Source organism: Fictibacillus sp. 7GRE50 (genome assembly GCF_015903875.1).
Taxonomy (GTDB): domain Bacteria; phylum Bacillota; class Bacilli; order Bacillales; family Fictibacillaceae; genus Fictibacillus; species Fictibacillus phosphorivorans.
The window spans coordinates 682,415-705,391 of sequence record NZ_JACZDW010000002.1 but is presented as its reverse complement, the minus strand read 5'-3'; the positions used below and the strand labels follow the sequence as shown (position 1 = coordinate 705,391).

The window sequence follows — 22,977 nt, the reverse complement described above, 5'->3', positions numbered from 1 at the left end:
ATCGATGGTGTACGAGTTTGTCGAGTGGTGTCGACTCGTGGATAACTTTTGGATTGAGAGCATGAACTCGTGGATTAAGTGTGAAAACTCGTGGATTGAGAGAAAAAACTCGTGGGTTGAAAGTGAAAACTTCTGGATTGAAAGTAAATAATGATAGGTACATATGAAAACGCTGTAGATTGAAGCGGCAACCTCACTTCAAGCACTCTTCTAAAGCAAAAATTAACAGCGTTTTAAATAATTTTAAGCATATCTAAAAGCAATTGACATAGTTATTAGAATAGTGTTAAGATTACCAAAGTTACAAACTACAAAATTATGGAAAGGATGGTTGTGTCATGGTGAAAGAAATGATTGTTACTCAAATTGCGGTCACTGTTGTAATCAACGATGACTCTACAATTTCATACCATGGCCTGCCGGAAGAGATGTATTAGGATTATCAATCTATATATCTGCCTTTTCTACATACATGTTTGTACGCAGGTCACCCCAGTCGTGACGTGTGTTTTTTTGTGATTTTAAGCATACCGAGTTCGAATGGTATGCTTTTTTATTTTCGTTTGCACAGAAGAGTCAATCTTCTTTTTGCAATAGATTCACGAAACAATAGGAGGAGAAAAAATGAAAAGAAAATCATTTAATGTGTGGCTAGAACGCAAGGATCATACACTTTTTGGGTAGCTTCGTTAAACAACTGTTTAAGAGGATGGTAGATCGAGAGGAGAGACATTATGTTTTCAGTTTTAGGAAAATTAGCTTGGTTTTTTAAGAAACATTGGATACGTTACACGGTTGCGGTAGTGCTGCTGACTGGTGTTGGGATCATTGAGATCATCCCACCGAAACTCATCGGTAATATTATTGACTCCATTCATATGGGCACGATCACAAAAGAAGACATGATGCGGACTCTTGGAATCTTTGTAGCTGTCCTAATTTCGATGTACATTACGATGTACATCTGGATGTATCAGCTTTTTGGAGGCGCTTTTATTATCGAGCGTTCGATGCGATCAAGTTTTATGCGTCACTTATTAAAGATGACTCCTACATTTTTTGAGAAAAATCGAACAGGAGATCTGATGGCACGTGCTACAAACGATTTAAAAGCAATCTCTATGACTGCAGGATTCGGAATTTTAACACTTGTAGATTCGAGTTTGTTCATGTTAACGATCCTGTTTGTGATGGGATTCATGATCAGTTGGAAATTGACGTTTGCAGCGCTTATTCCACTGCCGATCATCGCGTTTATTATTAAAAAATACGGAAAAAAAGTACATCAGCGTTTTACCATTGCCCAAGATGCCTTTGGAGAAATGAACGATTCAGTTCTTGAAAGCATTCAAGGAGTACGTGTTATTCGTGCTTATGTTCAGGAAGAAGAAGATGTAGCACGCTTCAATAAGGTAACAGAAGATGTATTTGAAAAGAACTTGGCTGTATCGAGAATTGACGCCTTGTTCGAGCCAACGATAAAAGTATTGGTAGGAATGAGTTATTTAATCGGTTTAGGATATGGAGCATACATGGTCTTTCATAAGACGATCACACTTGGTGAGCTTGTTACGTTCAACGTGTACTTGGGCATGCTGATCTGGCCGATGATCGCGATCGGTGAGCTCATTAATATTATGGAACGTGGAAGTGCATCACTTGATCGTGTTAATGAAACGCTTAGCTATGAACCTGATGTAAAAAACGCAGAAGACCTTGTCCCATTAAAAGATCCAGGAACAATAGCATTTGAAGATGTGACTTTCCGTTATCCTTCTTCTGAAACAGATAACTTAAAAAACATCAACGTTAAGGTGGAAAAGGGAGCAACGCTTGGGATCGTTGGCCGAACAGGAAGCGGAAAAACAACACTTCTTAAACAGCTTTTAAGAGAGTATCCAGCTGGAAAAGGGAATATTTCGTTCTCTGGTGTGGGCATTGAAGATATCGCTTTAGAAGATCTACAAGGATGGATCGGATACGTACCGCAGGATGCTATTCTTTTCTCCAAAACGGTGGAGGAAAATATCCTGTTTGGGAATAGCACGGCAGGTGTTGATAAATTGAATCATGTTATGGAGATGGCGTCCTTTAGAAAAGATGTTCAGCACCTTCCTGAAGGATTGAACACGCTCGTCGGTGAAAAAGGTGTGGCGTTATCAGGAGGACAGAAGCAGCGTGTGTCTATTGCACGAGCATTATGTGTGGATCCAGAAATTTTGATATTAGATGATGCGCTTTCTGCTGTTGATGCGAAGACGGAGACTGCAATCATCGGTAACATCCGTAAAGAACGCGCTGGGAAAACAACTTTTATAACAACACACCGACTGTCTGCAGTTGAACACGCAGACTGGATCATCGTTATTGATGACGGAGCGATCGTTGATGAAGGCAGACATGAGGATTTAATAGCTAGAGATGGCTGGTATAAAGAACAGCACGAACGTCAGCAGATCGAACAAAACTTAAATGATAATAAGGCGGTGTAGCCATGAACGTTGGAAAACGCCTGTTTCAATACGCACTTCACTATAAAAAGAACTTTATTCTCGGGCTTCTGATGCTGACCGTTGCCATTGGGGCGGAGCTGACCGGACCGTTTATCGCAAAGACGATGATCGATGACCATATTCTTGGGATCGAAAGGCCGTGGCATCAAGTAGATAATGAAGAAAAAGCAGCAGTGAAATACGATGGAAACTGGTATAAACGAAGTGATCATTTTGATCCAGGAGAAGATAAAGGAAAAGAAATACGAGTTATACAAGTGAAACGAGACTATTTTGTTGTACCAAAGAAAATATCTTTTGATGGGGAACGAAAAGCGAATTACAGTAAGGTGACGATTTCTTTTAAAGGAAAATCAGAAACCTATCAGGCAGATAAATTAAGTACGAGTGAAACATTTGCTTTTTATAAGCCTGAAATCGCGGGGATCATGAAACTAACCATGATCTACTTAAGCCTTCTCGTTTTTGCATCATTCTTTCAGTATGGTCAGCGCTATATGCTGCAGCGCTCGTCAAATCTGGTTATCAAGAAAATTCGTCAAGATGTATTCGCCCACGTTCAGCGTGTAGCGATCACATATTTTGATAATCAGCCTGCTGGGAAAATCGTTTCTCGTATTACGAATGATACGGAAGCGATCAAGGAATTATTCATTAACGTACTAGCTAACTTTTTTACAGGAATCATCTATCTGACGGGAATTTTCATCGCGTTGTTCTTGCTTGATCCTAAGCTTGCAACGATCTGTTTGATTCTTGTACCGATCCTCGTCGTTTGGATCATCGTATACAGGAAATTCGCGTCTAAATACAATCATAGAATTCGTTCTACGCTTAGTGATATTAACGGAATGATAAACGAATCAATCAACGGTATGACAATCATTCAAGCATTTAAGCGCCAAAAAGAGACTTCTGAAGAATTTGAAAAGATGAATAAAGAATACTTCACCTTTCAAAACAAGCTGTTAAGTCTTAACGCGATGACGGGACATAACCTTGTGTTGTTATTAAAGAACCTTGCGTTTATGGCATTCATCTGGCATTTTGCAGGTCAGGCACTCGGTGTAGGTTCTGTTATTTCGATCGGTGTGCTATACGCCTTTGTTGATTATTTAAACCGTATGTTCCATCCGGTAACAGGTATGGTTAATCAGCTTGCACAGCTTGAGCAGGCACTAGTATCTGCAGAGCGAGTATTCGTTCTGATGGATGAGCCAGGACAGAAAGTGACGGAGACAGAGATTGAACGTTACAAAGGAAATGTTGAGTTTCAAGATGTTACGTTCAGTTATGTAGAAGGGGAACCAGTCCTTAAAAATATAGCTTTCGAAGCAAACCAAGGTGAGACGGTGGCACTTGTCGGTCACACTGGTTCTGGTAAAAGCTCTATCATGAATCTATTATTCCGATTCTATGACATCAAACAGGGAAAAATCATGATCGATGGCCAAGACATTATGAAGCTATCTAAACAGGAGCTTCGACAGCATATGGGTATCGTCTTGCAAGATCCTTTCTTGTTCACAGGAACGATTGCATCCAACGTGAGCTTGGATAATCCTGAGATCACGCGGGAACAAGTTGAAAAGGCACTCACCGATGTAGGCGCGATGCCATTTATCAACAACTTGCCTAAAGGATTAGATGAGCCGGTTATTGAAAAAGGAAGTACCCTTTCATCCGGTCAGAGACAATTAATCTCTTTTGCAAGAGCGCTAGCTTACAATCCAGCTATCTTAATACTTGATGAAGCAACGGCAAGTATTGATACAGAAACAGAAGCTGTGATTCAAGAGGCACTAGATGTCCTGAAGAGAGGAAGGACCACTTTCATTATTGCTCATAGACTTTCTACGATTAAGAGTGCGGATCAAATTCTCGTTCTCGACCGTGGTGTGATCGTAGAACGTGGCAGTCATGAAGACCTGATGAAAGAAAAGGGACGATACTTCCAGATGTACCAGCTTCAACAAGGAAAAACGGAAACAAGAGCAGTAAGTTAAACGCTAAAAGGAGCCTAATGGGCTCCTTTTTTTTTGATATTTTTAAGAAGGCTGCTTATCATCCTTCTTCTTTATTTTTTTCATCCATCTCATCGTTTTGTTCGCCGTCGTCTACACCGTTGTCTTGGTCAACGCCGTCACCGCAAGCAGTTAATCCACCTAACGTTAACATTGCTGCCAATGTTCCGGCTGCCCATTTCTTTTTCCACATGTGAATCACTCCTCTTTTCATTTTTTTTTAAAATATTTTTGTTTAGTAAAAGATTCCCGTAAAGAAGTCGATAAAACATATGAATCAATAAAATGAGCGTATAGTCGCATGTAATTGCATGATAATGGATGAAATGTAACTGATGATCAAGAAAGAAGGAAATCGAAATGGCATCTATTTTAAGCATCTTAACAAAAAAGAAAAGTAAAGCAGAAGTGCTTGATCCAACGGAGAATTTTAAAGAAGACGTGAAAATTTTAGTATCTCCTAACAGTGAATGGCAAAAGCAATTGAATATGATTTCATTAACAGTTGAAGATTTACGGATTATTCGCTCGATCAAACCGTTGCTCTCTGAGAATATAGAAGAGATCGTGAACCAATTTTATAAAAACATTGAACATGTTCCTGGCTTGATGGAAATTATTCAAAAACACAGTTCAGTTAATAAGCTTCAAGTGACGTTGATCAAACATATACAAGAAATGTTTAATGGGGTTATTGATACAGCATACATAGAGCAAAGAAAAGTGATTGCTCGCATCCATTTTAAAATCGGTTTGCAGCCGAAATGGTATATCTGTTCTTTTCAGGACATGCTGCTTTCCTTTTTGTCTATTTTGGACAAACATATTCAAGATAAAAATGAGTATCAGCTTGCCGTTAAAGCTGTAACGAAGATTTTGAATTTTGAGCAGCAGATTGTCTTAGAAGCATTTGAACTAGAACAAGTAAAACAGAGAGAACATCATGAAGAGCAAAAAAGGCAGATTGCGGTTTCAGTTGGGGATTCTGTGGAAGAACTAGCGAGTATCTCAGAAGAGACGAGTGCAGCCCTAGAAGAGTTAACATCAAAAGCGGATGAAGTGGTTGTTTTTGCAAAGAACACAGCAGAATCAGCTGTAGAGGTATCCAATAATTCGTTAGCAGGTAAGAATAAACTAGACGATCATCAGCAAATGATTCTGAAAGTAAAAGACCAATCAGAGCAGATTACAGCTGAATTGATCAATTTGGAACAAGCAACAGTAAAAATTAACGATGTTGTCGATATCGTAACAGCGATTGCGGAACAGACGAACCTTCTATCCCTTAACGCAGCGATAGAAGCAGCTAGAGCGGGGGAAGCTGGAAAAGGATTCTCTGTCGTCGCTCATGAAGTTAGAAAGTTAGCAGACCAAACAAAGACTTCTGTTTCAGGTGTTTCAGAACTTGTGAAAAATACGCATAAACGCATAGAAGCTGTAACTACATCCGTTGAAAGTATTCACCAATATATAAACGATAGTGTAAGTGAAGCTACCGAAATATCAGATTTCTTTGTAGCGATTCTCTCCAAGATGGATGAGAGTACAGATCGAAGCGGAAAGCTAGAAAAAGAAGTAGAAGTGATGGCTGAAGTTATAGAAGAACTTAGTCATGCTGTTGGTCAGATCGCGGTTTCAGCAGATTCGTTAACAGACGTTACAAAAAGTATGCAACAAGAATAAAGAAGGGATCCCGCGGGATCCCTTCTTTATTTATTGATAACATATTGTCCTCTATTGGTTTCGAATGAGACGATGTTATCGTCGGTTCGAATGTCATTAATTCCATCAATCGGTATTTCGTACGTAATTGTCGGCAGCTCTACTTGTGAACCTTCTTCAGCTGCATAAGCTGTACCGTGTAAAAACAATATGTGGTCACCTAAATAGTCGTCATGTGCGTCTCTTTGTTCAAAGGTTACTTTATCTAGTGAGATTCTGATTTGATCTAGATCTCCTGCTTCTTCTTTACGTATAGAAATCTGGTTACCAGCCCACCCATTTAGTACATCTTTTAGTTCGATAATTTTAGTATCTGACATTGTTTTCACCTCATTATTCAATTTTCCCGTAATCCACAAACTTAAACCGAAGAATAATGAGTAATTAGTTATAAAAATATTAGTATTTTCATGTTAGAGATTTTTAGATGACGATTGATCTAGTTGAAATGCTGTTGTGTGTATGTGCAGGACATTTTTGAATAAGATGTCCATAAGAGCAGGACGGAAACATTTTATACGAGGTAATCTCTATTTATTACGAGGTAATCTAATATTTATACGGGGTAATCCACAATAATTACGTAGATAAAAATATTTATCCGATTTTCGACAAACACGATACATTTATTAGCGAAAAAAAACTCATAAAAAGCTCTTCAGCTCTTTATGAGTCAATGATCACTTAAGGTTTCAGCTCAACGATCTTATGAGCTCCCCAAGGTGCAACACTTATAATTACATCCATGTCTTTTGCTTGTTGTTCAAGTTCTTTTCCCGTGTTCTCCTGCACATAATAGCGTTCGAATCCGTAGGTAAGCTGAATATTATCAATTGAACCTGCTCCCCAGACTTTTTCAGCTTTTGCAGTTAACACAACCTGTTCACCCGTTACATCTGGCTTTTCTGAATAAACATTCTTAACCACATAATAACCATCTTTGTTTGGCTTTAGAACTACATAAGCTTTTTGCTCACCCCGATCGAGTTTTGCTGCATCTCCTTTATAGCTTTTGAGAGGAGCTGTACTGATATCATAACGAAGTGTCACATAGTCACCATACAAAAGATCTCGAGGATCTACGGGAACAGTCTTTATCTTGATCTCTTTTCCAAAATAATCGATGCTGTAATAGCTTCCTGCGATAAAGATTAAAAATAAAACTTGCAGAAGGGCAGCGATCATCCATCCTCTTTTTTTAATCATGATGCGGACCTCCGTTCTTTAAGATCTGCTTTTTCTTACGTTGAAGAAACGCATTTAGTATGAACAAAAGAACTCCGCCAAATAAGAAGAATATCGACTTTGGCATAAAGGACCACGCCAGGTTGAAGTATCCCATTAAGCAAACGAGTAAAAATAGTACGATTCCAAAATTGATTTGCGAACGACTTTCGTTACGATAGCCTTCAGCAAGCTTGAATCCTGAAAATACGAACATGATGATCAAATAAAGGATGCCTACTATTAATGGATCCGTCACTCTGACCAAGTAAAAGAACGGTAGGAAAATTAATAGTTCCCAAGCATGCAAATATAAATTCTCCTGACGTTTTCCGATGATTGATAAAGCGAATAGGATGATCAATACAGGAATGTACACATAAGAATGGGGCAGCTCGAAATCAGAAGAAAATTCATTTGTAAGCAAGAAATATAATCCGTAAGCAAAACCAAAGCCAATGAGTGTTCCTAGGCGATTAAACGGTTGTTTAAATACGTCCTTATCAACCCATAGTCCGCTTGTGAATAAGGCGAATCCAAATAAGAAAAACCAGAGTAGATTAATATCTTTAACCATAATAAACATCAGGACTTGAATACTGAATCCAATCGTAAGTATCCAAGACTTTTGAATGGTTGGGTATAAGAAAACAAAGCCTCCAACAGCTAATGTAAAAAGAATAAATAAAAGATAACTAAAGCTTTGGAACTCATTTATACTGTAAAGTTGTCCTCCGACTGTTAATAGTCCAAGAAGGAAGAAATAGAGCTTGTTACGATCCCTGAATAAATAAAAAACGGCAGGCAGGCTCCAAAAAACGAATAATCGAGCATCGACAGCATTCAAGTGAAAAGTCTGACCTAAAAGAATGATGCTAGCTCCAAATGTAATGATCCCAAGAAGATTAAGAGAAGTACCTAATGAATGATGGCCAGCTTTTAAATACCGTTCACCAGAAAAATAAAATCCGAGCATAAACACGATAAGTAAGGTTAGTCTGGCAATTGGTGAGATTTCTCCCCAATTTGAAGCGATGAAAGATAAGATTCCGATGCCGATTAATATACTGGCTAAAATAGGTAATATACCAGTAACTTTTCGCTTGTCTTCGGAATCAGGGTATCTTGCAGTGATTAAATCCAACTGATCTTCAGTGATGATGTTGTCAGCGATCCATTTTTGACCTTCTTTTCTTATCCATTGTTTGTTCATGTTTACCACCTCAATTCATGTATATGTAAAGTCCTTTTAAAACAGGACGAAACACCAATATTCTCTTTTAGTGTAATATTACACAACGAAAATGATGTTATCAAGCAATAAATTGAAAAGAGTATACGAATCCTTATGTTTAGATAAGGTAAACAAAAAGAGAACAGCTATCATAAGCTGTTCTCAAAATTATTACATTTATTTTTTGTCTTGTACATAATGCACGATTTTTAATACGGTCTTTCGAGGCAAGAATCGAACGATGTTAGCTAATGCTTTATTTTTAAATCCTGGAATAGACAATGAATCTTTAGACATCAATGCTTTATAACCTGACCGCGCAACGTCGCTCGCATTCATCGCACCAGATTGAAACAAGCGAGATGATTCAAGGCTTGCACGTTTTTCGAAGTTTGTAGCTGTAGCACCAGGACAAAGAGCTGTAACGCTAACATCGGTATGACGTAATTCATAGTTGATGGCTTCTGAGAAGGAAAGTACATAAGCCTTTGTTGCGTAATAGACAGCCATTAATGGTCCAGGTTGAAAAGCTGCAGTCGAGGCAACGTTTAAGATTTTACCTCGATTACGCTTAATCATTCCGGGAAGAAGCTGTTTTGTCAGTGTTGTAAGAGCTGTTATGTTTACTTGTATCATATCTTTTTCATCTTTCCATGATGTCTCGTTAAATGGTCCGTAAGCAGCGAATCCTGCATTGTTGATGAGAACATCAACCTCAATACCTTTTGCAATGATCTCTGCTGTCAGTTCTTCTGCAGCGTCTGTTTGGCTTAAATCTTTTGCAATTACCGTTACTGAAATACCGTATTTTTTAGACATCTGTTCAGCAATCTCATTAAGCTTTGACTCATTTCTAGCTGTAAGCACTAAATGATAACCGTCCTTCGCAAAGAGATCGGCAAATTCAAGACCAATTCCGCTTGAGGCTCCTGTAATGAGTGCAATTTTATTATTTATCATAAGAAACATCCTTTCTTATATCGTGTTTATATGTTTAAGAATATCAACATGATAACATATCTTTTAAAATAAATAAACATGAACTCGTCAAAAAAGGTATGATGAAAGAAATATGAAAATTTTGACAAAGGAGGTGCGCTTGAATGAAAAATGTAATGATTGCAAAACATCCTGCAACAGGCGAAACCATTGATCAGTGGTTAGAAACGGGAGAAAATCACATTCCTGAAATGTATGAGAAAGCTTCTGCTGCTTTTCAATATTGGTCCACCCGTTCGTTAGAAACTCGATTAACGTTTATAAAAAAGATAAAGCAGCATCTATTAGATAACATGGATGAGATCGTAGATGAAATTTGTGCTGCGACTGGAAAAGTGAAGACAGAAGCTTTAACAGCAGATCTTATGCCAGTAATTGATATCATCGCGCATTATGAAAAGCGCGCACCAAGAATTTTAAAGAGGAATAAGGTTTCCACACCGATTCTTTTTTTAGGTAAATCTTCATATGTAGATTATTTTCCTCTTGGAACAGTACTAGTCATCTCACCATGGAACTATCCTTTTCAACTATCGATGACACCTGTAATCTCGGCACTGATCGCAGGGAATTCTGTTATTGTAAAACCTTCTGAGGTCACACCTACGATCGGGTTGTTGATTGAAAAAATTGCGAGAGAAGTGAATCTGCCGAAAAATGTTCTTCAAGTTGCTCATGGCGGAAAAGAATTGGGACAAGCTTTGGTTTCTGGAACGCCAGATGGCATTTTCTTCACAGGATCTGTTGAGACAGGACGGAATATTGGTATTGAAGCAAGCAAGAGCTTTATTCCTTATACCCTTGAGCTTGGCGGAAAAGATCCAATGATTGTATTTGAAGATGCTCACATGATAAGAGCAGTGAACGGTGCAGTTTGGGGTGCGTTCACGAATGCAGGACAAGTTTGCATGTCGATTGAAAGAGTGTATGTACAGCATGCCATTCATGGAGAATTTATCGACCGGCTTGTAGAAGAAACGAAGAAACTGAAGCTTGGTGAAGATATTGGCTCTTTAACTTTTCCTCATCAAAAAGAGATCATAAAAAATCATGTGAAGGATGCATTAGAGAAAGGAGCTCTTCTGCTTACTGGCAAAGACCCAGATCAGTGGGGAGAAAGCATGTATTTGGAACCAATGATCTTAACGAATGTTACGGAAGATATGAAAATCGTTAAAGAAGAAACGTTTGGACCAGTACTGCCTGTGATATCCTTCTCAACAGAGGAAGAAGCGATCGAAAAAGCGAACAGCACTGAGTTTGGTTTGAACGCAAGTGTATGGACAAAGGATGCTAAAAAAGCGAACCGTGTGACATCAAAGCTTGTAACAGGCAGTGCGGTGATTAATGATGTACTCGTTTCAGTAGCAAATCCGCATCTTCCATTTGGTGGAGTAAAAAACAGCGGGATAGGCAGGTATCATGGAGAAGAAGGCTTGTTTACTTTTACCCGTCAGATGTCAGTGATGAAAGATGCGGGAATCAAAAAACGAGAGATAAATTGGTACCCGTATGAAAATAAGTACTCAAAAATAAGAACATTGATCAAAGCCTATTTTTCAAACAGCAAACAAAGGGTGGAATTGATGCGTTCAAGCATTAAACAACTTCGGAAAAAATAGGGGTTATTTTTGTTTTGCAAGTTGCTTTTGAATGCAGTTTTACAGATGCTCGCTTTCCATTTTTTCTTTACTGTTTTTTCAAAACAAAAAGCGATTCAGCAATAACAAACATGCTGAATCGCTTTTTTTTATTAGCCTTTCACATTAGGCTGTTTTCTAAAGGTTAGTTACTTTGAATGTTTTTTCTCACTTCTGCATTGTTGATTGGAGCGGAAGGTTGCCGACTCCTATGGGACGAGCGGTCAGGTGAGATCCTTAAGGGCGCGGAGTGGCAAGGGGCTCACCGGTCACCCCATGGAAAGCGTGCAACCTGTAGCGGAAATCAACTACTATCAAGTACAACAGTGAATAAAAATAAAAAATCTAAAGAATACATTCCTCTTCAATAATGTGAATGAGCTGTTTGAGCTGAACTACGGTCTGATCAAGAGTTAAGAAATAAAAAATCTCTTTCCCTTTTTTCTCAGTCCCCACAATTCCAGCTTCTCGTAATATTTTTAAGTGATGGGAGACGGTTGGTCGTGACATAGGAGATTGACTGGCAATATCCGTTACATTCATTTTATCTGTTTCCGCTAAAAGCAGTACAAGGTCTTGTCTAACAGGATCACCTAATGCTTGAAACAAAGGAATTGTTTTTCTGAACATCTCTACTGCATATTCATTTGACATATTATTTCACCAACTTTTTCATAATCATCACATGATTTCATCTTACTATAATTCAGTATAAACCAACTAGACAACCTTTTTGAATATCTTACCGATTTGTAGTGGGAACAACGCTATAAATTGCCAATGACTAGAGCGAATATAGAACTCGGTGAGATACACAATAAGTGCAAGGGGGTGAAACACATGGCAAGAAGAAACAAATTAGTTGTCCCAGGAGCACAGCAAGCAATTGATCAAATGAAATATGAGATCGCATCTGAGTTCGGTGTTACACTTGGCCCAGATACAACTGCTCGTGCGAATGGCTCGGTTGGTGGGGAAATGACTAAACGTTTAGTCGCAATGGGTCAGCAACAGTTAAGTGGCGGTAACCGCTAACTTAGCTCGTAGTTGATACAAAGGGGGTGGAGGAATCCACTCCCTTTTTTAAATCATACAGGAGTTGATAGTGATGGCGATGTGTCCAATATGCAATAACTTTCACACCATAAACGTTCGCTGTCCAGAATGCGGAAGAGCAGTTCAAGATCAGGGAAGAGTGAGCGACTATTTCGATGATTACAGTCCCTATATGGAAGTAGATGAACTGAAGCTTGAAGATGGTTATCCGAATAATTTCAAAGAGAGCCAATGCCCACACGTGTTTTACTGTGATGCTTGTCATCAAGAAGTTCTTTTTTTTATTGGTGAGTGGGAATAGAAAAAACCTTCATATCTTATAAAGACATGAAGGATTATTGGCTAATTTTAATTCTTCTTTCAAGCAATACTCGAAGGCCGTCCAGAAGGGAAGTTAAAATCCAATAGATGACTGCTGCTTCAAGTAGAACAGGCAGTACGATTAGTTGTGACGCACTGATCTGATCTGCCATCAAAGTTAGCTCTGGTACAGTAATTACAGAGGCTAACGAAGAGGCCTTAACAATATCAATCAATGAATTCCAAACGGATGGAATAGAAATTCTCCATGCTTGTGGGAGAATGACTTCTTTATACGTAAGATATTTGTTCATTCCAAGTGAAAAAGCGGCTTCCCATTGCCCTTTTTCGATCGACTGAATAGCCCCACGATAGGATTCTGCAATATAGGCACTAAAATGAAGTATGAGTCCAGCAAGCGCTGCCTGCCATCCTTCAGGTACATAAATAAACGTGAAACCGTTATAAAGAATTAATAATTGAATTAATAATGGCGTTCCTCTGAAGAAAGAAATATACCCCTTAGCAATCCCTGACAAGAATTTATTCGATGACATCCTGCATAAAGCAACGACTAATCCGAATATGAGCGCTCCGAAAATCGAAACAAGACTTATGACGATAGTAAAAACAGCTCCCTCCAGTAAATAGGGGAGGGAGTTGATCAGAATTTCAGATAAGTTATTCACTTACGTTTTCTCCAAAATATTTTTCGGAGAGCTTTTTCAGTGTACCGTCATTCTTCATTTCTTCAAGCGCTTTGTTTACGTCTTTAATTAAATCTTTGTCATCTTTTCGGAATGCAAATGCCATTTCGTTTTCGTTAAAAGGCTCACCAACAGCTTTAACGTTATAATCTGTTTTCTTTAATTCTGTCAGGATAAAAAGCTGATCATTCATCGCAGCATCTACGCGATTAACATCAAGATCTGTTAATACTTGAGCAGCACCTTTATAGAACTTTGTTTTTGCGCCAGCTTTTTCAGCTTCAGCAGCATAGTTACTTCCTTGAGTCGTACCTACTACTTTGCCTTTTAGATCTTCAATCCCTTTAATGTCTTTGTTGTCTTTGTTGACGATAACTTGTCCGCCAGAAACGGTATAAGGAGTAGAGAAATCATATTTAGCTTTTCTTTCATCTGTAATCGTTACTTGGTTCGCTACAAGATCAAATCGTTTGGAGTCTAGCGAAGTAAACATGTTCTTCCATTCTGTTGCTACAAACTTTGGCTCCATCTCAAGGCGTTTAGCTACTTCCTTAGCTACTTCTACGTCATAGCCTGTGATTTCATTTGTCTTTTTATCACGGTATGAGAAAGGTGGATATGTAGCTTCCGTACCAATGGTAAGTACTTTTTTATCTGAACCTGAACCTGATTTTGACTCGTCTGAATTTCCGCATGCTGACAAAAGAATGACAGAAAGGGCGAGAGCTGACAGGAATTTAAATGTGTTTTTCAATTGAAGTCCTCCTCGTCAGGGTAATCCCGACAATTTTTATAGAATTTATTGTATAAACGAACGACGATTTCGTCAATCATTTAACATTTTCCCCGATAAAGAAAAAAATAACAGCGGATTTTTTTGTGAGTACACAATATCACATAAAAAGGAGGCATGATCACATAATTTTAGTGTACGATCATATAAAAATTAAGTGCTATCATATAAAAATGTAGTTGCAACACATGAAATTCCATATTTTGATGCTAGGTAGTCAAAAAAATGGACAACAAAAAGCTCTGCTTAATCAAGCAGAGCTTTTTGTAACATATGAATTAACGAATACGTAGTTCTGTTTCTTTATCAAAGAAATGTGATTTGTTCATATCAAACGCTAAGGAGATGTTCTGACCGTTGCGAATGTCTGTACGAGAATCTACACGTGCGATAAAATCTTGACCGCTAACTGTAGAGTATAAGAATGTTTCAGCACCCATAAGTTCAGCAACGTCGATCTTCGCTTCAATCTTCGTGTTTGAAGAAGACTCTAGGAATACAGGCTCGTCATGAATATCTTCAGGACGAATACCTAGAACAACATCTTTGTTGTTGTAGCCTTTTTCTTGAAGAATCTTCATTTTACCACCAGGAACGGCAATCTTCGTGTCACCCACTTTGAAGAATCCGTCTTCAAGGGTACCGTTCAAGAAGTTCATAGCAGGGCTACCAATAAATCCGCCAACGAAGATGTTCTCAGGCGTATCGTATACTTCTTTCGGAGATCCAACTTGCTGGATACGTCCGTCTTTCATAACAACGATACGTGTTGCCATTGTCATCGCTTCTGTTTGGTCATGCGTTACATAGATCGTAGTCGTTTGCAGGCGTTGGTGAAGCTTTGTAATCTCGGCACGCATCTGAACACGAAGTTTCGCATCAAGGTTTGATAAAGGCTCATCCATTAAGAATACTTTTGCATCACGAACGATTGCACGCCCTAGTGCAACACGTTGACGTTGTCCACCTGAAAGTGCTTTTGGTTTACGATCTAAGTATTGCTCAAGACCAAGAATACGTGCTGCTTCTTTAACACGCTTTTCAATTTCTTCTTTACTGAACTTTCTTAGTTTAAGTCCGAATGCCATGTTGTCATAAACGTTCATATGAGGATACAGGGCATAGTTTTGGAAAACCATCGCGATGTCACGATCTTTTGGAGCTACGTCGTTTACAACGCGCTCATCGATGATCAGATCACCTTCAGAAATTTCTTCTAAACCAGCGATCATACGAAGAGTTGTTGATTTACCGCAACCAGATGGTCCTACGAATACGATGAATTCTTTATCCGAGATATTAAGGTTGAAATCATGTACAGCTGTTACTTTGTTATCATATCGTTTAACGATGTTATTTAACTTAATTTCTGCCATTTTAATGAATCCCCTTCCGATGTAAACGTTTTCTTAATGTTTTAAGTTTACGCTTTCATGTCCTATATCGTAAATGGACGACTTGCCTAAAATAAAACAACCTCTTTATGCAATGTGCACAAAAAGGCTGTTTGAGATTAACGTGGGTCTAATTTTCGAATGAGCAGGCTGCCCGTTGCAAAAATAATAAAAAAAGGAAGAAAGATAGCGATCATGCATATGGCTGCAAGGTGAGGGTTTTCTACACCATATTCAGCTATAAAACGCATGATGCCGTAGATGTTAAAAATAATCTCAAGGATCAAAAGGTTTGATAAAAGGATCCAAAAGATGGTCTTTGTTTGTCCAAAAAGAGAGGGAGCTGTATTTTTCAACATATAAACAATGATAAGATATATGCTTTTTAAACCCTTTCCTCTTGCGAATTCGATATAACTCTTATTTGATTCGTCTTCCATGCTTAAGATTAAGTATTTCGTTACATATAGAGTAGGAAGTATGGAAATCGTGAATATCGGCAAAAAGTATGCCTCTGTTTTGTATACATTTACGATGTTAAACATAAGTAACCCGGTCGTTTTATAAAACCAGATCACTGTCAGCTGTACTAAGATGATGATAAAGACATCAGGCAACGTTTCAATCGCAAGTATTATTTTTTTGATGATTAACCTGATGTGGTATGGAAAGATCATATATATAACAGCAAAACTGATCCCAACTAGGAGACTGGCTAAAAGCCCTCCCATAAAAAACGATAAAGATTGGGGATACACCTCTAAAAAGGCAGGCAAGAGCTGATAGTCACTCCCGTTAGAGTAATAGGTGGTTTGTGTAAGGTCCATGATCTGCTGAACTGTAAATTTTAATTGTTGCAAATACGCGTGTAGTTCAAACTGTATGCTATTTGTTAAAAAAGAATTGTTATCGAGTTGCCCAGTATCAATTAATCTAGTGTTATTCATTAGCACCGAATAGTCATAAATAAGGACAGGCAGTGAAGTGAAAAGGAGAATCCCTAAAATAGATAACAAAAAGAATGAAAGTAACTTTCCAGCCGTTTTGATCATGCGTTCAGCCTCCCTTTCTTCACTGGCAGAAATGAAGCTGATGGAAGGGTTTCTTCAGAGGTCGTTATCTTTTTCTTCTGCATTGTGGATGAATGATTCTCACTTTTAGTCATGCCGGAGACCATTAAATTTATTGCGATGGAACATAGAACAAAACAACATACGGGAGCGATTACGAGTATTGGAGCCCCATAATAAAAGTCCCAGTTCTGAACGATCAAACCACCCCATTCATGAGAATCTGAGAACGTTCTTTCATACGTTACCGGTGTGCCTGATACACCAGGAAGTGTGTACGTAATCTTTGAGAATCCACCAACGAAGATTTTTAAAAAAGCAAGATGGGCGAGTATAGCTAAGGTTTGGCCGGCTTGCTGAACGGTTAAGAGCAGAAGCTTAGGTGATAGACAGGGTAGGATATGCTTCATGAACACGTGAATCCTTCCACCTCCTAAAAGAGGTGCGTGCTGAATGAATTCTTCCTTTGATAAGATAGAGACTTCATTCGCAATTTGTACGGATAAGACGGGCACAGTCAACAATACGAGTACACAAGTAGTGATCATAAATTGTGTAAAGTCAGAATAGCTCCAGCTGAAAGCAATTAAAGCTGGTGCGATGAGCAGGTAAGCAAAAATGGACAGAGGTGCAAAATAAAAAATTTCTGAAATTCTATTGATTAGTTTCTTTATAAAGCTAGGAACCACGAGAAGAATAAATGATACTAAGATCGATAAAATCATTCTGCTTATCGTGATCAACACTACAAAACCGAGCGTGTATTTTGCTCCTTCAAGCAGGACGTAAACGTAATTGTTTCCAAATTGATCTGAACCCAGTGGGTATTCCGCACTTCTTTCAAAAGGTGCTCGGTCAATCATTTTTCCTTTTTCATCATAAAGAATATTTGACGGAGTACTTTCTTCCTTCAAAAGTGAATAGGCAAAACTCCCACTAAGAAGTAAGACTAGAATCGTTAATCCGATTAAAAAAGAAGGTTGTTTAAAATACTTCATTAGAATTGAATCCCCCTGTTACTCACGTTATCTCTATTTTTTAGAAATAATTCGACATAAGGTGATTTATTCCTTTATTTGTAAATAGACATTTTCTCATCCCTGCTTGTTTTCCATAGGTGATGAATCTACGTTTGTAGGTATAAAAAAGCTGCTTCCGAAAATGGAAGCAGCTGTTACATATTTCTCTCTTTTTGCTCGATAAGAAGAATCGCTAAGTACACGGTGAGTGCGTTTTTAAGTTGTTTCACATCAATGCCTGTTTTGTCGTAAAACTTTTCCACACGATATTGAAGGCTGTTTCGGTGAATATATAATTGTTTCGCCGCTAACGAAACGTTGAGGTTGCATTCAACAAATACTTTGATGCTTTTTAAAGTTTCTTCGTCTTCTTCCTGCCATTCTTCTACTAATGCAGTTAATGTTTGATCGGCCATAGGACTAGCAGACTGAAGAAGGATATACGGCACGATATCAGCTACCGTATATACGGATTTCGGCATCAAAAGATTCCTCACATTTAAAAATTGTTGCTGTTCTCTGTCATAGGTTTCTTTTGCGCGATTCAGTTGACTGTTATAGCACCCTATATAAATAGAAATATCCATATAAAAGTCTGTTGAAAGCATATCTTTTAACGCTTCATAAGGTGTTTCACTAAATTCCTGTTTCGATGTTTCAATAATAACGCCACTCTTAAGATCCCTGTTCAGAAGGAGAACAGCATCTTCAGGAAAAAGTCCGTTTACCGCTTCAGAAAAAGAAGCATAATCGGTAATAGGCTGTTTGCTAAAAAAATGGACAAATCGGTAGAAACCTTCTTCAGTTGTTAGTTCATCATCAAAAAGGAGCGATTTCCATTTTAACTGCTGTGAAGAAAAAATATTTGCCTGATTATCATTTTCATATATGTTAAACATCGATTGAAGTAATGTAAGTTCGGATCCAGAAACGGCAGATTTAGAAATCCCAAATGGCTCGCTATCATCAGTAAGGAACCAGTAAAAGCCTGTCTGCTGTGACAGGTCTGTTGTGAATAAATTCTTATAGTGCTTCTTTAGCTTATCAAGCATCCATTTTCATATCCTTTCAACGAAAAGCTTGCTATTATTATAGCAATGTTAAGTGTTTAACTAAACTAACAGATTTCCAAGAGGAGGAGACACCATGAAAACGTGTCCTTGAGTAACTTCTTCAACGGTCGTGTACGACTGGGAAAATAAAGATATATGGACAAATATAAAAAATTGGGACAAGCACTATAAAACAAAAGGTTCGAAATCTCTAATTCTAACTTTTGATGATGGGCCATCTTCTGTTTTAGTTGAACTGCTGGATATTCTCAAAAAATATAATGTTAAAGCGTTGTTCTTTTGGCAGTCGAAGTTGCTGCATAAAAATCGTCCGTGGAAACGTGTGATAGAGGAAGGCCATATGATCGGTGGGCATTCATTGCGCCATCGTGTTTTAACGAGACTTTCTTATCGTGATCAGATGCATGATATTTCTACGAATTTGAAGCATCTAGAGGTTCTTACAGGTCAAGAAGTTAAATACTTTCGTCCGCCTTACGGACAGTTCAACGAAGATACATTGAATGTTCTTAAAGAGCTCTGCAAAGTTCCTTTCTTATGGGAAGTCGCAGGTCTTGACTGGGAACACAAACATGATCCCATACACATTGTTCATAACATCTTGAATCATGCAGAGGATGGCTCTGTTATCTTGTTGCATGAATTAAAGCAAACCGTGAGAATACTAGACGAATTGATTTCTGAATTAAAACTAGAAGGCTATGAGTTCGTATTGCCTCCTAAATAGTTAACTATGGAGGGTTCTATATGAAGAGAAAAATTGTAGTTTCATTTAGCGGAGGAAAAGATTCCATTTTAGCTTTGTATCGATTGCAGCAGTCTGAGGAATGGGAGATCGATTCTTTACTAACAACGTTGACAGAAGACTATGAGCGGACAACCATGCATGGTGTTCGCAATGAACTCCTAGAAATGCAGGCACAATCACTTGGTTTACCGCTTCGAGTTGTTTGGATACCTAAAGATTGTCCGAATGATATGTACCAGCAAAGAATGAAAAAAGCCGTTGATGATATTAAAGCTGATGGTATACAGTACATCATGTTTGGCGATATTTTTTTAGAAGATGTAAAAAAGTACCGTGAAAAAATGTTAAACGGTACAGGGATTACACCTGTATTTCCAATATGGGGCGAGAGTACAGAGCATATTATAGATGAGTTCTTACGTAAGGGGTTTAAGACTGTGGTATGCTGCTCGGATACTTTAAAAATAGATGCCTCTTTTACTGGCCGGGTCATAGACGAGCAGTTTAAAGAGGACTATCCAAAGAAACATGACATTTGTGGCGAGAACGGAGAATTTCACACATTTGTTTTTGATGGACCGAACTTTTCCTATCCTATTACGTATACGTTAGGTGAGACTCGAATCGTAAAGGATATGATCAGTAAAGAAGACCGCTTTTATTATGTAGACATCCTTCCAAGTGTGTAGTCCAAATTGCTAGCACAATTCAAAATGACGTATACTAGGAAAATAGAATCTAGAGTAATGGAGATAAAAATATGAACGTATGGATTTCAATTTCAATCATGGCGATCGTCGGTGCGTTTATTGGAGGATTAACAAACTCCATTGCAATCCGAATGTTATTTCGACCGTTTAATACATTATACATTGGTAAGTATAGAGTTCCGTTTACACCGGGACTTATACCGAAGCGAAGAAAACAGCTCGCTGTTCAGCTTGGTGAGACTGTAACCAATCACCTCCTGACCGCAGAAGGTGTGCAGGCAAAAATTAACGATGCCGATTTTCGCAAAGAAATGACCGAGCTCGTTCAGGTTGAAGTAAAACGCTTTTTAAAGAGTGACATGACGATCAGTGAACTGCTTAAAAAGGATTTTGGAGTAGACGATGTTCAGAACAGAATCCAAACGACAACTGAAGCATGGCTGAGCACGCGTATGAAAAAAATGCTGCAGGAATCAAATGGCAAGGAAATGAAAGATATTTTACCAGAAAAGTTTGTTGCTAGAGGGGAAGAAAAGCTGCCAGAAGTCGTTGATTGGCTCTTAAACAAAGGCGTTCTATATTTAGAGAGCGAAGACGGCCGAAAATCTCTGGCAAGTGGCATCGATGCATTTCTAATGGATAAAGGAATGCTCGTAAATATGGTGTCTATGTTCTTTGGCAATGTGAGCATCGCGGAAAAAGTACAGCCGGAACTGATCAAGTTCATGAAACATGAAAATACACGTGATACGGTGTTGAATCTGCTTCAGGAAGAATATCGCAGCTTCATGGATAAAAGAATGGATGAAGCCCTTGGATTGCTGAACATGCCTGAAATGACGACAGGTTTAGCAAAAGAAATCACGGCTAGACTTCCAATCGAAGAGTATCTAAATACACCTGTTTCTTCGTTAGCTAGTTCGGTTGAAAAATGGATTGTAGATGATCTAACTCCAAAAGCAGTCGCTGCGGGACTTGATCTATTTGTAGCACGATTAGAAATGTTGCTTGAGAAGATGCATCTTGCGAAAATCGTGGAAGAACAAGTTGAGACCTTTTCTCTAGAGCGTCTAGAGGAAATCATCATTTCGATCGCAAAAAGCGAACTTAAGATGATTACATGGCTAGGAGCTTTGTTAGGCGGAGTTATCGGTGTTTTTCAAGGTATCCTTGTACTATTTTTGTAGAGTCTGTTATAGTGGGTACCGTAGTTAATCAATAGGAGGTATTTTACCAATGTCAAACGTATACGATGTTGCTTACGACTTAGAAAAAGCACTACGCAATAGTGAGGACTTTACAGCTTTAAAACAAAGCTATGATGAAGTAAATAACAATCCGGAAACGAAAGAACTTTTCGGTAAATTCCGTGATATTCAAGTAAATCTTCAACAAAAACAAATGAACGGCCAGGAAGTGACTCCTGAAGAGATTGAAGAAGCTCAAAAGCTTTTTGCTGATGTACAGCAGAACGAAACAATCTCAAAGCTTATGGCTGCAGAGCAACGCATGAGCATGATCATCAATGATCTAAATAAAGTGATCACAAAGCCACTGGAAGAACTTTACGGACCAATGGTTGAAGAAGACGGACAACAGCAATAATAATGTACTGATTTAACCCTCTGTTACTTTTGTAGCAGGGGGTTTTCTTTTTGCATTGTATTTCTTAGGTTTGTCCGCGTTCTAAAGCATGTTTCAAGGTCATAAACTTAACACGAGTTCTTATACTATATTTTCGCGAAATGGGGGGAGCGCATCATGGTATACCGTTTACTAGCGATTGACATCGACGGAACCCTACTGCGAAGCAATTTCCGTATCGATAAAGAAACGAAAGAAGCCATTGATTATGTGCAGCAAAAAGGGGTCTATGTCACACTCGCTTCGGGCAGGAGTTTTCCATCTACACAAAAAATCGCCAAAGCTTTAAAGATCGACAGTTATCTGATCAGTCATAATGGTGGATTCATTGCTTCATCTCTTGATGAACCTCTTCAAGAAAAAAGGTTATCGGTCGAGGATACTTACAGGATAGTAGAAGTGCTTGGAAATTACGAATGCCACATGCGGGTAGTCCATGAGCGCTTCTCCGTCGGAAATCAGCTTAAGCAAAAAAGTCAGCTCGTCGCCAAGTTAACATTAAGTACGGGGGATCCGTTGTTCTATCCTGTTTCTTTCACAGAGAATTTAGGAGATTATGTTCTCGCGCAAGAAGTGGCACCGCCAAAGATGGATGTACAGTTTTTTGATGAAAAAGAATGCGAGTCTGCTATGAAGTATCTAAATGAACATATGCCAGACTTTGAATATTCTTCTTCAGCCAAATGTCAGTTAGAGATCACAGCTAAAAAAGTAACAAAAGGCAATGCGTTAAGGTTCCTTGGTGAGAAACTTGGCATCGCACCAAATGAGATGGTAGCGATCGGGGATTCTTATAACGATTTAGATATGATCGAGTTTGCAGGGCTAGGTGTGGCGATGGCAAACGCACCTGATGAAGTGAAGAGAAAAGCGAAGTGGATCACGCGTACAAACGACCAGCTAGGCGTACCGTACATGATTAAAGAAGTGTTCCGCAAGCAGATGCGTTTCCAGACGTTGAAACGATAGTTTATTAGTGATAAAGAGAGCTCTTTTTAGACATTTTGTCTGAGAGGAGTCTTTTTTTGTGTAGGTAAAAGTGGAAAGGTGCATTTGTGGGCAGTTGTGAGCGATTCTTGAGATTTGTGAGCGATTCTTGGGATTTGT

The 22,977-nt window shown here is 38.6% G+C and carries 23 protein-coding genes; 11 read left to right on the top strand and 12 right to left on the bottom strand.

Annotated features, from left to right (window positions below):
* Positions 1-734 precede the first annotated feature (734 nt).
* A complete protein-coding gene (locus IHV12_RS10745; RefSeq protein ID WP_197190836.1) occupies positions 735-2,492 on the top strand; it encodes an ABC transporter ATP-binding protein in 1,758 nt (585 codons plus the stop codon).
* A 2-nt stretch (positions 2,493-2,494) separates the two neighbouring features.
* Positions 2,495-4,519 carry an ABC transporter ATP-binding protein gene (locus IHV12_RS10740; protein ID WP_197190835.1) on the top strand — a complete coding sequence of 675 codons (2,025 nt, stop codon included), beginning with the start codon at positions 2,495-2,497 and terminating at the stop codon, positions 4,517-4,519.
* Between the two features lie 58 nt (positions 4,520-4,577).
* On the opposite strand, the gene IHV12_RS10735 is transcribed toward IHV12_RS10740, so the two are convergent.
* Positions 4,578-4,730: a hypothetical protein gene (locus IHV12_RS10735; RefSeq protein WP_197128254.1), complete on the bottom strand. Its 153-nt coding sequence runs from the start codon at positions 4,728-4,730 to the stop codon at positions 4,578-4,580.
* A gap of 167 nt (positions 4,731-4,897) precedes the next feature.
* Here IHV12_RS10735 and IHV12_RS10730 point away from each other — a divergent pair, with 167 nt between their 5' ends.
* Positions 4,898-6,220 carry a globin-coupled sensor protein gene (locus IHV12_RS10730; RefSeq protein WP_197190834.1) on the top strand — a complete coding sequence of 441 codons (1,323 nt, stop codon included), beginning with the start codon at positions 4,898-4,900 and terminating at the stop codon, positions 6,218-6,220.
* Positions 6,221-6,246: 26 nt separating this feature from the next.
* Here the strand turns inward: IHV12_RS10730 and IHV12_RS10725 are convergent, their stop codons facing one another.
* The 4 genes from IHV12_RS10725 to IHV12_RS10710 all read right to left on the bottom strand — a co-directional run bounded on the left by IHV12_RS10725 (position 6,247) and on the right by IHV12_RS10710 (position 9,677).
* Positions 6,247-6,579: a hypothetical protein gene (locus tag IHV12_RS10725; protein ID WP_197126841.1), complete on the bottom strand. Its 333-nt coding sequence runs from the start codon at positions 6,577-6,579 to the stop codon at positions 6,247-6,249.
* Positions 6,580-6,943: 364 nt separating this feature from the next.
* A complete protein-coding gene (locus tag IHV12_RS10720) occupies positions 6,944-7,465 on the bottom strand; it encodes a GDYXXLXY domain-containing protein (RefSeq protein WP_197190833.1) in 522 nt (173 codons plus the stop codon).
* Entirely contained in the window at positions 7,458-8,696 is a 1,239-nt protein-coding gene (locus IHV12_RS10715; RefSeq protein ID WP_197190832.1) for a DUF2157 domain-containing protein, read from the bottom strand. The genes IHV12_RS10720 and IHV12_RS10715 overlap by 8 nt, the downstream gene beginning before the upstream one ends.
* A gap of 198 nt (positions 8,697-8,894) precedes the next feature.
* On the bottom strand, positions 8,895-9,677 hold the full coding sequence (locus IHV12_RS10710) for an SDR family NAD(P)-dependent oxidoreductase (protein WP_231618090.1): 783 nt from the start codon (positions 9,675-9,677) through the stop codon (positions 8,895-8,897).
* A gap of 143 nt (positions 9,678-9,820) precedes the next feature.
* On the opposite strand from IHV12_RS10710, the gene IHV12_RS10705 reads away from it, so the two are divergent.
* The gene (locus IHV12_RS10705) at positions 9,821-11,338 is read left to right on the top strand and encodes an aldehyde dehydrogenase family protein (RefSeq protein WP_197190831.1); all 1,518 of its coding nucleotides are present in this window, start codon (positions 9,821-9,823) and stop codon (positions 11,336-11,338) included.
* 363 nt (positions 11,339-11,701) lie between these two features.
* Here the strand turns inward: IHV12_RS10705 and IHV12_RS10700 are convergent, their stop codons facing one another.
* Positions 11,702-12,010, bottom strand: a complete 309-nt coding sequence (locus tag IHV12_RS10700; protein WP_066391336.1) for an ArsR/SmtB family transcription factor — start codon at positions 12,008-12,010, stop codon at positions 11,702-11,704.
* 186 nt (positions 12,011-12,196) lie between these two features.
* Here IHV12_RS10700 and IHV12_RS10695 point away from each other — a divergent pair, with 186 nt between their 5' ends.
* Positions 12,197-12,391: an alpha/beta-type small acid-soluble spore protein gene (locus IHV12_RS10695; protein ID WP_066239924.1), complete on the top strand. Its 195-nt coding sequence runs from the start codon at positions 12,197-12,199 to the stop codon at positions 12,389-12,391.
* A gap of 73 nt (positions 12,392-12,464) precedes the next feature.
* Positions 12,465-12,713: a hypothetical protein gene (locus IHV12_RS10690; RefSeq protein ID WP_197126845.1), complete on the top strand. Its 249-nt coding sequence runs from the start codon at positions 12,465-12,467 to the stop codon at positions 12,711-12,713.
* A 34-nt stretch (positions 12,714-12,747) separates the two neighbouring features.
* Here IHV12_RS10690 and IHV12_RS10685 read toward each other — a convergent pair whose 3' ends face one another.
* The 6 genes from IHV12_RS10685 to IHV12_RS10660 form a co-directional block, all read right to left on the bottom strand.
* Positions 12,748-13,401, bottom strand: a complete 654-nt coding sequence (locus tag IHV12_RS10685) for an amino acid ABC transporter permease (RefSeq protein WP_197126846.1) — start codon at positions 13,399-13,401, stop codon at positions 12,748-12,750.
* Positions 13,394-14,173, bottom strand: coding sequence for a transporter substrate-binding domain-containing protein (locus tag IHV12_RS10680; protein ID WP_231619394.1), 780 nt, complete (start codon positions 14,171-14,173; stop codon positions 13,394-13,396). The genes IHV12_RS10685 and IHV12_RS10680 overlap by 8 nt, the downstream gene beginning before the upstream one ends.
* Before the next feature lie 317 nt (positions 14,174-14,490).
* Positions 14,491-15,588 (bottom strand): ABC transporter ATP-binding protein, encoded by a 1,098-nt coding sequence (locus IHV12_RS10675; RefSeq protein WP_197190830.1) that lies wholly within the window; start codon positions 15,586-15,588, stop codon positions 14,491-14,493.
* A 137-nt stretch (positions 15,589-15,725) separates the two neighbouring features.
* Entirely contained in the window at positions 15,726-16,658 is a 933-nt protein-coding gene (locus IHV12_RS10670; protein ID WP_197126848.1) for an ABC transporter permease subunit, read from the bottom strand.
* The gene (locus tag IHV12_RS10665) at positions 16,655-17,674 is read right to left on the bottom strand and encodes a hypothetical protein (protein ID WP_197190829.1); all 1,020 of its coding nucleotides are present in this window, start codon (positions 17,672-17,674) and stop codon (positions 16,655-16,657) included. Before IHV12_RS10665 ends, IHV12_RS10670 begins: the two co-directional genes overlap by 4 nt.
* A 176-nt stretch (positions 17,675-17,850) precedes the next feature.
* Positions 17,851-18,747 (bottom strand): PucR family transcriptional regulator, encoded by an 897-nt coding sequence (locus IHV12_RS10660; protein WP_197190828.1) that lies wholly within the window; start codon positions 18,745-18,747, stop codon positions 17,851-17,853.
* A 130-nt stretch (positions 18,748-18,877) separates the two neighbouring features.
* Between IHV12_RS10660 and IHV12_RS10655 the strand changes: the two genes are divergently transcribed.
* From IHV12_RS10655 to IHV12_RS10635, 5 genes are all read left to right on the top strand, one after another.
* Positions 18,878-19,495 carry a polysaccharide deacetylase family protein gene (locus IHV12_RS10655; protein WP_370568796.1) on the top strand — a complete coding sequence of 206 codons (618 nt, stop codon included), beginning with the start codon at positions 18,878-18,880 and terminating at the stop codon, positions 19,493-19,495.
* A 20-nt stretch (positions 19,496-19,515) separates the two neighbouring features.
* Entirely contained in the window at positions 19,516-20,205 is a 690-nt protein-coding gene (locus IHV12_RS10650; protein WP_197190827.1) for a diphthine--ammonia ligase, read from the top strand.
* A 71-nt stretch (positions 20,206-20,276) separates the two neighbouring features.
* Positions 20,277-21,413 (top strand): DUF445 domain-containing protein, encoded by a 1,137-nt coding sequence (locus IHV12_RS10645; protein ID WP_197126852.1) that lies wholly within the window; start codon positions 20,277-20,279, stop codon positions 21,411-21,413.
* A 49-nt stretch (positions 21,414-21,462) separates the two neighbouring features.
* Positions 21,463-21,831: a YlbF family regulator gene (locus IHV12_RS10640; protein WP_137790553.1), complete on the top strand. Its 369-nt coding sequence runs from the start codon at positions 21,463-21,465 to the stop codon at positions 21,829-21,831.
* A 156-nt stretch (positions 21,832-21,987) separates the two neighbouring features.
* Positions 21,988-22,839: a Cof-type HAD-IIB family hydrolase gene (locus IHV12_RS10635; RefSeq protein WP_197126853.1), complete on the top strand. Its 852-nt coding sequence runs from the start codon at positions 21,988-21,990 to the stop codon at positions 22,837-22,839.
* Positions 22,840-22,977: the final 138 nt, after the last annotated feature.

What these genes read in the sequence shown, in the direction of transcription:
- IHV12_RS10735 (WP_197128254.1), bottom strand. Translation starts at nt 4,730, where the DNA reads ATGTGGAAAAAGAAATGGGCAGCCGGAACATTGGCAGCAATGTTAACG.
- IHV12_RS10730 (WP_197190834.1), top strand. Translation starts at nt 4,898, where the DNA reads ATGGCATCTATTTTAAGCATCTTAACAAAAAAGAAAAGTAAAGCAGAA.
- IHV12_RS10710 (WP_231618090.1), bottom strand. Translation starts at nt 9,677, where the DNA reads ATGATAAATAATAAAATTGCACTCATTACAGGAGCCTCAAGCGGAATT.
- IHV12_RS10695 (WP_066239924.1), top strand. Translation starts at nt 12,197, where the DNA reads ATGGCAAGAAGAAACAAATTAGTTGTCCCAGGAGCACAGCAAGCAATT.
- IHV12_RS10670 (WP_197126848.1), bottom strand. Translation starts at nt 16,658, where the DNA reads ATGATCAAAACGGCTGGAAAGTTACTTTCATTCTTTTTGTTATCTATT.
- IHV12_RS10640 (WP_137790553.1), top strand. Translation starts at nt 21,463, where the DNA reads ATGTCAAACGTATACGATGTTGCTTACGACTTAGAAAAAGCACTACGC.
- IHV12_RS10645 (WP_197126852.1), top strand. Translation starts at nt 20,277, where the DNA reads ATGAACGTATGGATTTCAATTTCAATCATGGCGATCGTCGGTGCGTTT.
- IHV12_RS10660 (WP_197190828.1), bottom strand. Translation starts at nt 18,747, where the DNA reads ATGCTTGATAAGCTAAAGAAGCACTATAAGAATTTATTCACAACAGAC.
- IHV12_RS10725 (WP_197126841.1), bottom strand. Translation starts at nt 6,579, where the DNA reads ATGTCAGATACTAAAATTATCGAACTAAAAGATGTACTAAATGGGTGG.
- IHV12_RS10675 (WP_197190830.1), bottom strand. Translation starts at nt 15,588, where the DNA reads ATGGCAGAAATTAAGTTAAATAACATCGTTAAACGATATGATAACAAA.
- IHV12_RS10720 (WP_197190833.1), bottom strand. Translation starts at nt 7,465, where the DNA reads ATGATTAAAAAAAGAGGATGGATGATCGCTGCCCTTCTGCAAGTTTTA.
- IHV12_RS10690 (WP_197126845.1), top strand. Translation starts at nt 12,465, where the DNA reads ATGGCGATGTGTCCAATATGCAATAACTTTCACACCATAAACGTTCGC.
- IHV12_RS10665 (WP_197190829.1), bottom strand. Translation starts at nt 17,674, where the DNA reads ATGAAGTATTTTAAACAACCTTCTTTTTTAATCGGATTAACGATTCTA.
- IHV12_RS10705 (WP_197190831.1), top strand. Translation starts at nt 9,821, where the DNA reads ATGAAAAATGTAATGATTGCAAAACATCCTGCAACAGGCGAAACCATT.
- IHV12_RS10635 (WP_197126853.1), top strand. Translation starts at nt 21,988, where the DNA reads ATGGTATACCGTTTACTAGCGATTGACATCGACGGAACCCTACTGCGA.
- IHV12_RS10745 (WP_197190836.1), top strand. Translation starts at nt 735, where the DNA reads ATGTTTTCAGTTTTAGGAAAATTAGCTTGGTTTTTTAAGAAACATTGG.
- IHV12_RS10715 (WP_197190832.1), bottom strand. Translation starts at nt 8,696, where the DNA reads ATGAACAAACAATGGATAAGAAAAGAAGGTCAAAAATGGATCGCTGAC.
- IHV12_RS10700 (WP_066391336.1), bottom strand. Translation starts at nt 12,010, where the DNA reads ATGTCAAATGAATATGCAGTAGAGATGTTCAGAAAAACAATTCCTTTG.
- IHV12_RS10650 (WP_197190827.1), top strand. Translation starts at nt 19,516, where the DNA reads ATGAAGAGAAAAATTGTAGTTTCATTTAGCGGAGGAAAAGATTCCATT.
- IHV12_RS10740 (WP_197190835.1), top strand. Translation starts at nt 2,495, where the DNA reads ATGAACGTTGGAAAACGCCTGTTTCAATACGCACTTCACTATAAAAAG.